The organism is Pseudomonas syringae KCTC 12500 (assembly GCF_000507185.2).
Lineage (GTDB): Bacteria > Pseudomonadota > Gammaproteobacteria > Pseudomonadales > Pseudomonadaceae > Aquipseudomonas > Aquipseudomonas syringae.
Window position 1 is genome coordinate 5,257,800 of record NZ_AYTM02000002.1, and the last position, 12,853, is coordinate 5,270,652.

9 protein-coding genes and 1 pseudogene are annotated in these 12,853 nt (G+C 58.3%); 4 read left to right on the plus strand and 6 right to left on the minus strand.

Going from position 1 to position 12,853, the window contains the following annotated elements:
• Positions 1-19 precede the first annotated feature (19 nt).
• The 3 genes from V476_RS23555 to V476_RS23565 all read right to left on the minus strand — a co-directional run bounded on the left by V476_RS23555 (position 20) and on the right by V476_RS23565 (position 2,383).
• The gene (locus V476_RS23555) at positions 20-1,087 is read right to left on the minus strand and encodes a phosphotransferase family protein (protein ID WP_024959848.1); all 1,068 of its coding nucleotides are present in this window, start codon (positions 1,085-1,087) and stop codon (positions 20-22) included.
• A 212-nt stretch (positions 1,088-1,299) separates the two neighbouring features.
• Positions 1,300-1,617 (minus strand): SCP2 sterol-binding domain-containing protein, encoded by a 318-nt coding sequence (locus V476_RS23560; RefSeq protein ID WP_003348992.1) that lies wholly within the window; start codon positions 1,615-1,617, stop codon positions 1,300-1,302.
• Between the two features lie 55 nt (positions 1,618-1,672).
• Positions 1,673-2,383 (minus strand): histidine phosphatase family protein, encoded by a 711-nt coding sequence (locus tag V476_RS23565; protein ID WP_024959849.1) that lies wholly within the window; start codon positions 2,381-2,383, stop codon positions 1,673-1,675.
• Between the two features lie 205 nt (positions 2,384-2,588).
• Between V476_RS23565 and sohB the strand changes: the two genes are divergently transcribed.
• Complete coding sequence (sohB, locus tag V476_RS23570) at positions 2,589-3,611, plus strand: protease SohB (RefSeq protein WP_004404729.1); 1,023 nt, start codon at positions 2,589-2,591, stop codon at positions 3,609-3,611.
• A 537-nt stretch (positions 3,612-4,148) separates the two neighbouring features.
• Here sohB and V476_RS23575 read toward each other — a convergent pair.
• The 3 genes from V476_RS23575 to metH form a co-directional block, all read right to left on the minus strand.
• Entirely contained in the window at positions 4,149-4,643 is a 495-nt protein-coding gene (locus V476_RS23575) for a DUF934 domain-containing protein (protein WP_003306050.1), read from the minus strand.
• Positions 4,627-6,285 (minus strand): nitrite/sulfite reductase, encoded by a 1,659-nt coding sequence (locus V476_RS23580; RefSeq protein WP_003410272.1) that lies wholly within the window; start codon positions 6,283-6,285, stop codon positions 4,627-4,629. The genes V476_RS23575 and V476_RS23580 overlap by 17 nt, the downstream gene beginning before the upstream one ends.
• A 567-nt stretch (positions 6,286-6,852) precedes the next feature.
• Positions 6,853-10,572 carry a methionine synthase gene (metH, locus tag V476_RS23585; protein WP_024961061.1) on the minus strand — a complete coding sequence of 1,240 codons (3,720 nt, stop codon included), beginning with the start codon at positions 10,570-10,572 and terminating at the stop codon, positions 6,853-6,855.
• A 261-nt stretch (positions 10,573-10,833) separates the two neighbouring features.
• Here metH and V476_RS28375 point away from each other — a divergent pair.
• The 3 genes and pseudogenes from V476_RS28375 to nfuA form a co-directional block, all read left to right on the plus strand.
• A pseudogene (locus V476_RS28375) lies at positions 10,834-10,959 on the plus strand (fatty acid cis/trans isomerase); the annotation flags it as partial.
• 180 nt (positions 10,960-11,139) lie between these two features.
• A complete protein-coding gene (locus V476_RS23590) occupies positions 11,140-12,162 on the plus strand; it encodes an acyltransferase family protein (protein WP_027902983.1) in 1,023 nt (340 codons plus the stop codon).
• 70 nt (positions 12,163-12,232) lie between these two features.
• Positions 12,233-12,826, plus strand: coding sequence for a Fe-S biogenesis protein NfuA (gene nfuA, locus V476_RS23595; protein WP_024961062.1), 594 nt, complete (start codon positions 12,233-12,235; stop codon positions 12,824-12,826).
• Positions 12,827-12,853 lie beyond the last annotated feature (27 nt).

Genomic DNA, 12,853 nt, shown 5'->3' on the forward strand with positions numbered 1-12,853 from the left:
CTTGTCTTGGCGCTGGCGGTCAGAGGCTGGATTTTTCGATCACGCTCAGGCTCATCTGCTCCAGCAGCCTGTTCATGTGAATGAATTGGGCAAAGCGTTTGTCCTGGGTCTGGCCATGGAAAAACCGGTAGTAGATCTGTTGCACGATACCGGCCAGACGGAACAGGCCATAGGTGTAGTAAAAATCGAAATTGTCTATGCGCACGCCAGCGCGCTCGGCGTAATAGTCGACAAATGCCTGGCGGGTCAGCATCCCCGGCGCATTGCTCGGCTGGCGGCGCATCAATTGAACCGGGGCTGGATCGTCGGCCTGTACCCAGTAGGCGAGGGTGTTGCCCAGGTCCATGAGCGGATCGCCGAGCGTAGTCAACTCCCAGTCCAGCACGCCGATGATCTGCATCGGGTTGGCCGGGTCGAGGATCACATTGTCGAAACGGTAGTCGTTGTGCACGATGCTCGAGGTGGGCGAGTCGGCAGGCATTTTGTCTACCAGCCAGCGCTTGACCTGCTCCCACGCTGGAGCGTCCGGGGTCAGTGCTTTTTCATAGCGTTCGGACCAGCCGGAGATCTGCCGTTGTACATAGCCTTGCGGCTTGCCGAGGTCACCCAGGCCACAGGCCTGATAATCGACGCGATGCAAGTCCACCATCTTGTCGATGAAGTTTTTGCACAGCTGTTCGGTCTGTGTTGCATCCAGCGCCAGTTCCGACGGCAGGTCAGAGCGCAGGATGATCCCCTTGACGCGCTGCATGACGTAGAACTCCGAGCCGATCAGTGACTCGTCCGTGCAGTACAGATACGCCTCGGGACAGTAGGGAAAGGCTTCCTTGAGCTGATTGAGAATGCGGTATTCGCGACCCATGTCATGGGCTGAGCGCGCCTTGTGTCCGAAAGGTGGACGACGCAGTACCAGTTCCCGCTCAGGGTACTGAAGCAGATAGGTCAGGTTCGATGCGCCGCCCGGAAACTGACTGATCGTCGGTGTGCCGTGAAGATCCGGCACGTGCGCCTTCAGGTACGCATCGATCAGGGAGGCGTCCAGTTCTTCGCCGTTGCGAATCTCGGTGGACTGGTCAGTCAGTGCCATACGTATCCCTTGTGTTTATTTTGGTCAGCGCAAACTATTGACTAATCTAATGATCGTCCAATCCACGATCAAGCATATGACCGCTTTATAGGCTAGCGTGTTGCCGGGCAATCAGTGGCTCTGATTGCTTTTTTACAGAAAGGTGCGCGCATAAAAAACCGAAGCCGGCAGGGCTTCGGTTTTCAGGTGGTACAGTCTGCTGCGCTGCAGGTTTATACCGGGAACAGTTCGCTGAGCTTCATGGCCAGCATCATGTCGCCTTCGGCACGCAGCTTGCCACCCATGAACGCCTGCATGCCGTCGGTCTCGCCGCTGACGATGCCCTTGAGGGTCTGGCTGTCCATGACCAGGGTCACGTTGGCGTCCGGGTTTTCGCCTTCCTGCAGTTCGCAGGTGCTGTCCTTGACGATCAGGGCGTAATGCTTGTCTTCGTCGGTGATGTTGAAGCCGAAGACCAGGTCCAGACCGGCAGCAGCAGCTGGGTTGAACTTGTTTTTCATGGTCTGTACAGCGTCTGCTACTGAGGTCATGGGGTGATCCTTTTAGAGTGAGTGCCAGCGTCCGACAGGACGCTATTGGCCGGGCTCAGCGATAGGTGATGAGCTCCGGCGCCTTCAGCAGTTGCAAATGTGTGTAACCGTTGAAGGAAGCCAGGGTCACGTCGTTGCCTTTGAATTTAAGCTGGTGCAACGACGTGTTGACGATGTGCCAGTGAAGCTCCAGCGCCTTTGATGCAGGCATTCCGGTAATAAGATGCAGCAGGGCGGTAATGGTGCCGCCGGAGGTGAATACCGCGATACGCTCATGCGAACCGGCAGCCTGGAGAATCCGCTTCAGGCCTGCTTCAACGCGCGTCACAAACGCCTGCCAGCTTTGCAGCCCCGGTGTGTCGTGGTTGCCACTCAGCCAGCGCCTGGTAATCAGGTTGAACAGGCGCTGGAACCCTGCAGGGTTTGCGGCGGCATCGCGCAGAATATCCAGCGCTTGTGGTTCATCTTCGAGCATCGCCGGTATCAACGCCCTGATCACACCTTCGGCATCAAATTCATCGAACGCGCTGTCCAGCTGCACATCAGGCGTATCGAGGCCTGCCTCGGTGTACTGGCCCAGCACATGCTGGGCGGTGTCTTTCTGGCGCATGAGCTCGCCGGACACACAGCGATCGAAGCTCAGGCCCTGCTCGGCAAGGTAGGCGCCCAGCACTTGAGACTGACGAATCCCCATGGGCGACAGCACGTCGTAATTCTCTGCACCAAATGAGGCCTGGCCATGTCGTATCAGGTAGATGCTGCCCACGTCCGTTTCTTCTCGGTACGCCGAAGGTCCTGCGAGGTTATGAGGGATGCCTGGGGACTGTCAATGAAAAAACATACGCTCGTTTGAAATCATCGTTTTAATGGTTTGTAACGGGTCATTGGCTGGTGCGCCGCACAGGGCGTCGGTATGCTGCATTCATCACAGGCCTTGATTGGTAAGGGCCTGACACTAATGAGGGATATTCGTGGATTTCGTTGTCGATTACGCAAGTTTTCTGGCCAAGACCGTGACGCTGGTGATCGCCATCGTTGTGGTGCTGGTTGCCATTGCGTCCATGCGTGGCAAGGGCCGACGCAAGTCGTCCGGACAATTGCAGGTCACCCGGCTCAATGACTTCTATAAAGGCCTGCGCGAACGCCTTGAGCAGTCATTGCTGGATAAAGAGCGCCTGAAGACGCTGCGCAAGGAGCAAGGCAAGGCGCTGAAGAAAGAGAAAAAGCAGGCCGAGCCCAAGGCCCGTGTCTACGTGCTGGATTTCGACGGTGACATCAAGGCCTCGGCCACTGAAAGCATGCGTCATGAAATCACCGCGCTGCTGACCCTGGCCACCGACAGGGACGAAGTGGTGCTGCGCCTGGAAAGCGGCGGCGGTATGGTCCACAGCTACGGCCTGGCGTCCTCGCAACTGGCGCGCATCCGTCAGGCGGGCATCCCGCTGACCGTATGCATCGACAAGGTCGCTGCGAGCGGTGGCTATATGATGGCGTGCATAGGCAACAAGATCATCAGCGCACCGTTCGCCATCCTCGGGTCCATTGGCGTGGTGGCACAGCTGCCCAACGTCAATCGCTTGCTGAAAAAGCACGACATCGATTTCGAAGTGCTGACCGCAGGTGAATACAAGCGCACCCTGACCGTGTTTGGCGAAAACACCGAAAAGGGCCGCGAGAAATTCCAGCAGGACCTGGACATCACCCACGATCTGTTCAAGAACTTCGTTGCCAGCTACCGCCCGCAATTATCCATCGACGAAGTGGCGACCGGCGAGGTATGGCTGGGCATGGCTGCGGTCGACAAGCTGCTGGTCGATGAACTCAAGACTAGTGACGAGTACCTGGCTGAGCGGGCCAAGGATGCAGACGTGTTCCACCTGCACTACGTGCAACGCAAGAGCCTGCAAGAGCGCATGGGCATGGCGGCAGCCACCTCAGCGGATCAACTGGCCACCAAGTGGTGGGGACGTTTGACCCAGCAGCGGTTCTGGTAGGTGTGAGTGAAAAACTGACTTGAACCGAACGCCAATCAACCTGACATCCCAGAACCGCTGTGTGACGCGGAGCGTCACGAACTGCACTCCCAAGCGGAGCATGGGAACGATAGTCATCAGTTTCAGAGCCGTGCCTTTAGCCAAATCCAAATTGCTCTAAAGTGCTTTTCAACCGCGATGGCCCTGACGACGCAAATTGCGACGTAAGTGACGGCTGAGTCCTGGCGCTGATCCGGGGGTAGCCTGGCAGGACGCCAGGCTAGCCGCACCGGGCCATGGAATGCCCGTTGCGGCGACCCCCGGATCAGTGACAGGGCGAAGGAACCCGACGAAGTCAGGCCGGAAACGGAGCTGGGACTTTGCTCACTTTGGTCCCTCAAAGTGAGTCGCCGAGGGGCGAAAAGGTGACTTGAGCCGACCCCCAGTCCAACTGACATCGCAGAATCGCCGTGTGACGCAGAGCGTCACGAACTGCATTCCCACGTGGAGCGTGGGGACGATAGTCATCTTAGGTGAGCACCCGCCAAGGCGCCTGAGTCAACGGCGCCTGAACAGCGGCAGCGGCTCGTCGGTCGCAGCCTGATAGGTGACCGAGAAGTCCTTCAGACCTTCCAGCGCCTCGTACGGGTCCTTGTCGGCACGCACTGCAAACGCATCGAAGCCACAGCGGCGCATATAGAACAACTGATCGCGCAACACGTCGCCAATGGCACGCAGCTCACCCTTGTAACCATAACGATCACGCAACAGGCGCGCATTCGAGAAGCTGCGACCATCTGTGAAGGCCGGAAAATTCAAGGCGATGACCTGAAAATGGTCGACATCCTCGCCGATTTCCTCGGCCTCTTCATCACTGTCCAGCCACACACCCAGACCGCCATCGCGTGCCTTCAGCGCATGCGCGTGTTCGCGCCACAGCGCCAGCGGCACGATCAGGTCGTCGCAGTTCGACAGGCTGTCAAAGGTCGTGTCCTTGGGCAATAGATGCCAGGTTTCATCGATGACTTCGTTGTTCTTAATGATTCGCTGCATAGACGCGCTCCTTGAAAGGGTCAATGCCAATACGTTGGTAGGTGTCGATGAAACGCTCGTCTTCGGTCCGTTTTTCAACGTAGACGTCGATCAGCTTCTCGATCACGTCAGGCATCGCCTCCTGAGCAAAGGAAGGGCCGAGAATCTTGCCCAGGCTCGCGTCACGGCTGGCGCTGCCGCCAAGCGAGACCTGATAGAACTCTTCACCTTTCTTGTCCACGCCCAGCACGCCGATATGGCCGACATGGTGGTGGCCGCAGGCGTTCATGCAGCCGGAGATATTCAGGTCCAGCTCGCCGATATCGAACAGGTAGTCCAGATCGTCGAAACGACGCTGGATGGATTCGGCGATCGGGATCGACTTGGCATTGGCCAGCGAGCAGAAATCACCGCCCGGGCAGCAGATGATGTCGGTCAGAAGGCCAATGTTCGGTGTGGCAAAACCATTGTCGCGCAGCTCGTTCCACAGGGTGAACAGCTCACTCTGCTCGACATCGGCAAGGATGATGTTCTGCTCGTGAGAGGTGCGCAGTTGACCGAAGCTGTAGCGATCGGCCAGGTCGGCGATGGCGTCCAGTTGCTTGTCGGTCACATCGCCAGGAGCGACGCCAGTTGGCTTGAGCGACAGGGTCACGGCAATGTAGCCAGGCTTCTTGTGCGCCAGCACATTGCGTTGACGCCAGCGAGCGAAGCCGGGATGTTGAGCATCCAGCGCTGCCAGTTCGGCGTGCTGATCGCTGAGTGCCTTGTATTGTGGGTCGACGAAGTGCCGGGAAACGCGCTGCACTTCGGCTTCGGTCAGGGTGGTCTGACCGCCACGCAGGTGAGCCATTTCAGCGTCGACCTTGGCGGCGAACACTTCGGGGGTCAGCGCCTTGACCAGAATCTTGATTCGCGCCTTGTACTTGTTGTCGCGACGGCCATAGCGGTTGTAGACCCGCAGGATGGCGTCGAGGTAGCTCAGCAGGTCCTGCCACGGCAGGAACTCATTGATGAAGGCACCGACGACCGGTGTACGGCCAAGGCCGCCGCCCACCAGAACGCGAAAGCCCAGCTCGCCCGCTTCGTTGCGCAATGGCTCGAGGCCGATGTCATGCACTTCGATGGCTGCGCGGTCACTGGTCGAACCATTGATCGCAATCTTGAACTTGCGCGGCAGGTAAGCGAATTCAGGGTGGAACGTAGTCCACTGGCGGACGATCTCGCACCATGGGCGCGGGTCTACCAGTTCGTCTGCGGCCACACCGGCAAACTGGTCGGTGGTGACGTTGCGCAGGCAGTTTCCGCTGGTCTGGATAGCGTGCATCTGCACGGTCGCCAGTTCAGCGAGAATATCGGGAACATCTTCAAGCGCGGGCCAGTTGAACTGTACGTTCTGGCGGGTGCTGATGTGCGCATAGCCTTTATCGTAGTCGCGCGCAATTTTCGCCATCATGCGCGCCTGGCGCGAGGTCAGCTGACCGTAGGGCACCGCGACGCGCAACATTGGCGCGAAGCGCTGAACATAAAGACCGTTTTGCAGGCGCAACGGTCGAAACTCTTCTTCGCTCAGTTCCCCGGCCAGGTAGCGTCGGGTCTGATCCCGGAACTGCTTGACGCGGTCCTCGATGATCTTCTGATCGTAATCGTCGTATACGTACATATAGGTCCTGTTCTCAGGCTTCGTCATGAAGCAGGGCAGTGGCGTCAGTCTGGAAAAGCCCGCTGCTCGTTGTATCCTGCTTCATCTGGTCAATTCTGCGCGCACGGCCGCGCACTCCCCGGGGAGCGAAGGCGACGATAGCAGTTTGCAGTTATCGATAAAAGTGATGTTTATATATATGCAAATCACTAAAAGCGATAAGCAAAACGACCCTTGTTCATATCCCTGCTTGCCGTGTGGGCAAGACTCGACTTAACTGAACGTTGACCGATGCCAGACAGGTGTCGGAATACTTCCAGTCATGTGCAATCACCAACAAGACCGACAAGAGGCGATGCGATGAGCAAGCACCCGAAAGTAACCAAGCCAGGCAGATCCGTGGATACCTGGGCCATTTTATTCATTGTCATTCTGGCGGTAGGTGCCGCGATGTTCTGGGCCAGCAGCCGATGACGGGTCGATAAAGGATCTGCCGAAGCTCAACATGGCTTCTGGCGAAGCATCGCCATTTTCATTGAAAACTATGTTGCCGCCTGATCACTCAGGCGGCAGATAACTGGTCAGACGTTACTCGTCGTAGCCCAGGTTCGGAGCCAACCAGCGTTCGGTGACGCTCAGGTCCTGTCCCTTGCGGGCGGTGTAGCTTTCGACCTGATCCTTGTCGACCTTACCCACGGCGAAGTACTGCGCCTGAGGATGGGCGAAATACCAGCCGCTGACTGCTGCAGCCGGGAACATCGCGTAGTGCTCGGTCAGGAACACACCGCTCTTGCCTGCGGTGTGTTCTGCGCTGCCCTCCGGCAGCGGATCGAGCAGGGCGAACAGGGTGCCTTTTTCCGTGTGGTCGGGACACGCCGGGTAGCCGGGTGCCGGGCGGATGCCCATGTATTGCTCCTTGATCAGCGCCTCGTTGTCCAGCGCTTCGTCCTTCGCATAACCCCAGTATTCCTTGCGCACTCGCTGGTGCAGCCATTCGGCGCAGGCTTCGGCGAGACGGTCGGCAAGCGCCTTGACCATGATCGAGTTGTAGTCGTCGCCCTTATCCTGATACGCCTTGGCGACTTCCTCGGCGCCGATGCCGGCAGTGGTGATGAACCCGCCGATGTAGTCGGTCAGGCCACTGTCCTTGGGTGCAACGAAGTCGGCAAGCGAGAAGTTCGGCTTGCCGTCGGGCTTGATGGTCTGCTGGCGCAGGTGATGCAGCCTGGCCAACGGCTTGCCGTCGTCGCCATAGACTTCCAGATCATCGTCATTGACCTGATTGGCCGGCCAGAAGCCGAATACCGCGCGAGCGCTGATCAGCTTCTCGTCGATCAGCTTGCGCAGCATCTGCGTGGCGTCGGCGTACAGCGCGGTGGCCGCTTCACCGACCACTTCGTCGGTGAGGATGCGCGGGTATTTGCCAGCCAGGTCCCAGGAAATGAAGAACGGCGTCCAGTCGATGTACTCGGCCAGCACGTTCAGGTCGATATCCTGCAGGACCCGGGTGCCAGTGAACGTCGGTTGGGCAGGGGTGTAGTTTTCCCAGTCGAACTGCGGCTTTTTAGCCACTGCAGCACCGTAGCTCAGGCGCTCGGTGCGCGCGCTGCGTGCCGAGGTACGTTCACGCACTTCGATGTATTCGAGTCGGGTTTTTTCAATGAAGGCCGGCTTCAGCTCTTTAGACAGCAACTGGGTCGCGACGCCGACTGCTCGGGAAGCATCGGTGACGTAGATCACTGCGTCATTGCTGTATTTGGGCTCGATCTTCACCGCCGTATGCGCCTTGGACGTGGTCGCGCCGCCGATCATCAGCGGCAGGTGGAAGTCCTGGCGCTGCATTTCCCGTGCAACATGCACCATTTCGTCCAGGGACGGCGTGATCAGGCCGGACAGGCCGATGATGTCGCATTTCTCGTCGCGGGCCACTTGCAGGATTTTCTCGGCAGGCACCATCACGCCCAGATCGACGATGTCGTAGCCGTTACAGCCCAGTACCACGCCAACGATGTTCTTGCCGATGTCATGCACGTCGCCCTTGACCGTCGCCATCAGGATCTTGCCCTTGGCTTCGGGCTTGTCGCCCTTTTCCAGCTCGATGAACGGAATCAGGTGCGCTACTGCCTGCTTCATCACGCGCGCGGACTTGACCACCTGGGGCAGGAACATCTTGCCTGCGCCAAACAGGTCGCCGACCACGTTCATGCCCGCCATCAGCGGGCCCTCGATCACTTCGATAGGCCGTGCGAATCCAAGACGCGACTCCTCGGTGTCCTGGACGATGTGCGTGGTGATGCCTTTGACCAGCGCGTGTTCCAGACGCTGATTGACCGGCCAGCTGCGCCATTCTTCGGTTTCGGCTTCCTTGACGCTGCCATCACCCTTGAACTTGTCGGCAATCGCCAGCAACGCATCGGTACCCTCTGGATTGCGGTTGAGCACAACGTCTTCGACACAGTCACGCAGTTCAGCGGGAATCTGGTCGTAGATTTCCAGCTGCCCGGCGTTGACGATGCCCATGCTCAGGCCATTGCGGATCGCATGCAGCAGGAACACCGAGTGGATCGCCTCACGCACCGGGTTGTTGCCGCGGAACGAGAAGGACACGTTGGACACACCACCCGAGGTCAGCGCATACGGCAGCTCGTCTCGGATGTAGGCGCAGGCGTTGATGAAGTCCACGGCGTAGTTGTTGTGCTCTTCGATGCCGGTGGCGATGGCGAAGATGTTCGGGTCGAAGATGATGTCTTCCGGCGGGAAGCCCACTTCGTTGACCAGAATGTCGTAGGAGCGCTTGCAGATTTCCTTCTTGCGCGCCTCGGTATCGGCCTGACCCTGTTCGTCGAAGGCCATGACTACCACCGCCGCGCCGTATCGCTTGCACAGCCGAGCGTGATGAATGAACTGCTCGACGCCTTCCTTCATGCTGATGGAGTTGACGATGCCCTTGCCCTGGATGCACTTGAGGCCGGCCTCGATCACTTCCCATTTCGAGGAGTCGATCATGATCGGTACGCGGGAGATGTCCGGCTCGCCTGCGATCAGGTTGAGGAAGGTCACCATGGCCTTCTTCGAGTCGAGCATCCCTTCGTCCATGTTGATATCGATCACCTGAGCGCCGGCTTCGACCTGTTGCAGGGCGACTTCGAGGGCCTCGGTGTAATTGTCTTCACGGATCAGGCGGGCAAAGCGGGCGGAGCCGGTGATGTTGGTACGCTCGCCGACGTTGACGAACAGCGACTGGCGATCGATGGTGAACGGTTCGAGGCCTGAGAGGCGGCAGGCCTTGGGGATGTCCGGAATTTCCCTCGGCGCGTAACCCGAAACAGCCTCGGCAATCGCCTTGATGTGCGCCGGGGTGGTACCGCAGCAGCCGCCGACGATATTCAGGAAGCCGCTCTGGGCGAATTCTTCGATGATCTTCGCCGTCTGGCTCGGCAGTTCGTCGTATTCGCCAAACGCATTCGGCAGGCCTGCGTTGGGGTGCGCGGACACATGGGTGTTGGCTTTATTGGCCAGCTCTTGCAGGTAAGGGCGCAGCTCGCTGGCGCCCAGTGCGCAGTTCAGGCCGACCGAGATCGGCTTGGCATGACTGATCGAGTTCCAGAACGCTTCGGTGGTCTGGCCGGACAGGGTGCGCCCCGAGGCATCGGTGATGGTCCCGGAGATCATGATCGGCAACTCGAAGCCCACTTCTTCGAACACACCCTGTACGGCGAAGATTGCCGCCTTGGCGTTGAGTGTGTCGAAAATGGTCTCGATGAGGATCAGGTCGGCACCGCCTTCGATCAGCCCTTTGGTCGCTTCGGTGTAGTTCTCGACCAGTTCGTCGAACGTCACGTTGCGATAGCCGGGGTTGTTGACGTCCGGCGACAGCGAGCAGGTGCGGCTGGTAGGGCCCAGCACGCCGGCCACGAAGCGCGGCTTGTCCGGGGTTTCCAGTGTCTTGGCGTCTGCGACCTTGCGCGCCAGGCGTGCGCCTTCGACGTTCAGCTCGTAGACGATCGATTCCATGCCGTAGTCGGCCTGGGATACCTGCGTGGCGTTGAATGTGTTGGTTTCAAGGATGTCCGCGCCGGCATCCAGATAAGCCTTCTCAATGGCGCCGATCACGTCAGGGCGGGTCAGGATCAACAGGTCGTTGTTGCCTTTGACATCACTGGGCCAGTCGGCGAAACGCTTGCCGCGATAATCCTGTTCCTCGAGCCTGTAGCTCTGGATCATGGTGCCCATGCCGCCATCAAGGATCAGGATCCTCTGTTTCAGAGCAGTGAGAAAAGCTTGATGGCGGGCGCTGCGGTCAGACATGGGGGCTACCTTGAGAAGGTCGATTCTTTAAAGAACGGGATGATAGCAAACCGGAGCGGTTTTAGTGTTGTTGCGCCTTTTGCATGAAAATCATTCATGTTGGAGGCGAGGGTGCTCTTACAGGATGTGCCATTTTAATATCAGAGCCCACGGCATATGCAGCACCGTTTGTTGGCAAGCGTCGCCTTGCTTTTTATCTGCTGTGCTGCTGAGGCTCAGACCCCTATACCCCCCCCGTCTCGACGGCAGCTTTGCTCAGGCAGAGCAGGCATCCGTCGTACTCATCCGCTGTTCTGGAGCTACTTCCACGATCTGAATCGCTACGTTCAGGAAACTAAACCCCGCGAAGCGGGTGTGCTGGACATGAATCGCTACGAGAACCTCTGAAAAACGGGGGCTTCACGCCGCAGGCCCTTGTGCAACATGGCCTGCGGCCATCTTTACTTCCTGAACGAAATGTATCTTGCGCGATCTTTTTTTCAAAAAGGTGGTCCGAAATGGTGCGCGTCATAGGCCGGTTTATTCAGCGGCCCATGATTGAAAGTCAGGAAGTAGAGGTTTTTCGTGATGTTGATTTCAGTTCAGGCCCTACGGGCGTTCGCAGCGTGGGTCGTGGTGTGTCATCACTTCATGCAGATTTTTTTCGACTTCAAAGCCAGTGGCCCGGTGGGGCAGTTCTTTGTGTCAAAGGGCGCGGTCGGCGTTGATATCTTCTTCGTCATCAGCGGTCTGGTGATCTTTTTGTCTACGCAGAACAGCGACATGCCGGCACGGCGCTTCATTCTGCATCGCCTGATTCGCATCGTTCCGGCCTACTGGCTATACACCGCCGCCATGGCGTTGTTGCTGCTGATTGCAGCGCCGATGCTCCCGCACCAAGTCATCGGCTGGCAGAATTTTCTCTTGTCACTGGTGTTCATTCCTTCCGAAAACCCCGGTGGTTACGGTCTCTACCCGACGCTCAACGTTGGCTGGACGCTCAACTATGAGATGTTCTTCTACCTGCTGTTTTCGATGGTATTTCTCTTCAAGCAGCGCCACCGGCCGTTGATCATTGCCGCAGCGCTGTTTGCGGTCAGTGAGGTTCTGGCTCGCGCCGGGCTGATCAGCCGCTTCTACGGCAACGACATCATTTACGAATTCCTGCTGGGGATCGGTATCGGCATCCTCTACCGCAGGGGCTTGATCAAACAGGCGCTATGGCTGCCGCTGGCAGGCATTGCGGTGGGGCTGTATGCAATCAATAACCTGACCAACGAGCAGCGTCTGCTCAACTGGGGCCTGCCGAGTGCCTTGATCGTGCTGTCCTGTATCTCGCTGGAACCGTATTTTCAGGGCAATCGTCTGCTCAAGGTGCTGGGTGACTGCTCGTATTCGGTGTACCTGCTGCACGTTCTGGTGCTGTACGGTGGCTTGCTGATGGCGCAGCGCTTTGGTCTCAATCCCTATGTGGTCTTCGCCTTCTGCGTGCCGATCATCGCCATCGGTGCCTGGGTCAGTTATGAGTGGGTCGAGAAGGGCCTCTACCGCCGGATGAAAGCCTGGCTGGATGCGCGCAGGGCGGTCAGTCAGGCGCAAGCGTTAACCTGACAAAAATACTGGGACTTTGTGTGAAGCGGCCGATTGGCGTAAACTGCACGCACGTCTGCGAGGAATTTTCATGACCGCTATCACTATTACCGATGCCGCCCACGATTATCTGGCCGATCTGCTGGAAAAGCAGAATGCCCCGGGCATAGGCATCCGCGTATTTATCACCCAGCCCGGCACTCAGTATGCCGAAACCTGCATTGCCTACTGCAAGCCGGGTGAAGAGAAACCGGAAGACAAGGCCATCGGCCTGAAGAGCTTCACGGCCTGGATCGACGGCTTCAGCGAGGCCTTTCTGGACGATGCAGTGGTCGACTACGCCACCGACCGGATGGGCGGCCAGCTGACCATCAAGGCACCGAACGCCAAAGTGCCGATGGTCAATGCCGACAGCCCGATCAACGAGCGCATCAATTACTACCTGCAAACCGAGATCAATCCTGGCCTCGCTAGCCATGGCGGTCAGGTCACGCTGATCGATGTGGTCGAGGAAGAGGCGAAGAACATCGCCGTCCTGCAGTTCGGTGGCGGTTGCCAGGGCTGTGGTCAGGCAGATGTCACGCTGAAGGAAGGTATCGAGCGCACGCTGCTTGAGCGTATTCCCGAGTTGTCGGGCGTTCGCGATGTTACCGACCATACGCAGAAAGAAAACGCCTACTACTAAGCGTCTCTGCGCTGCACAGAAATTGCT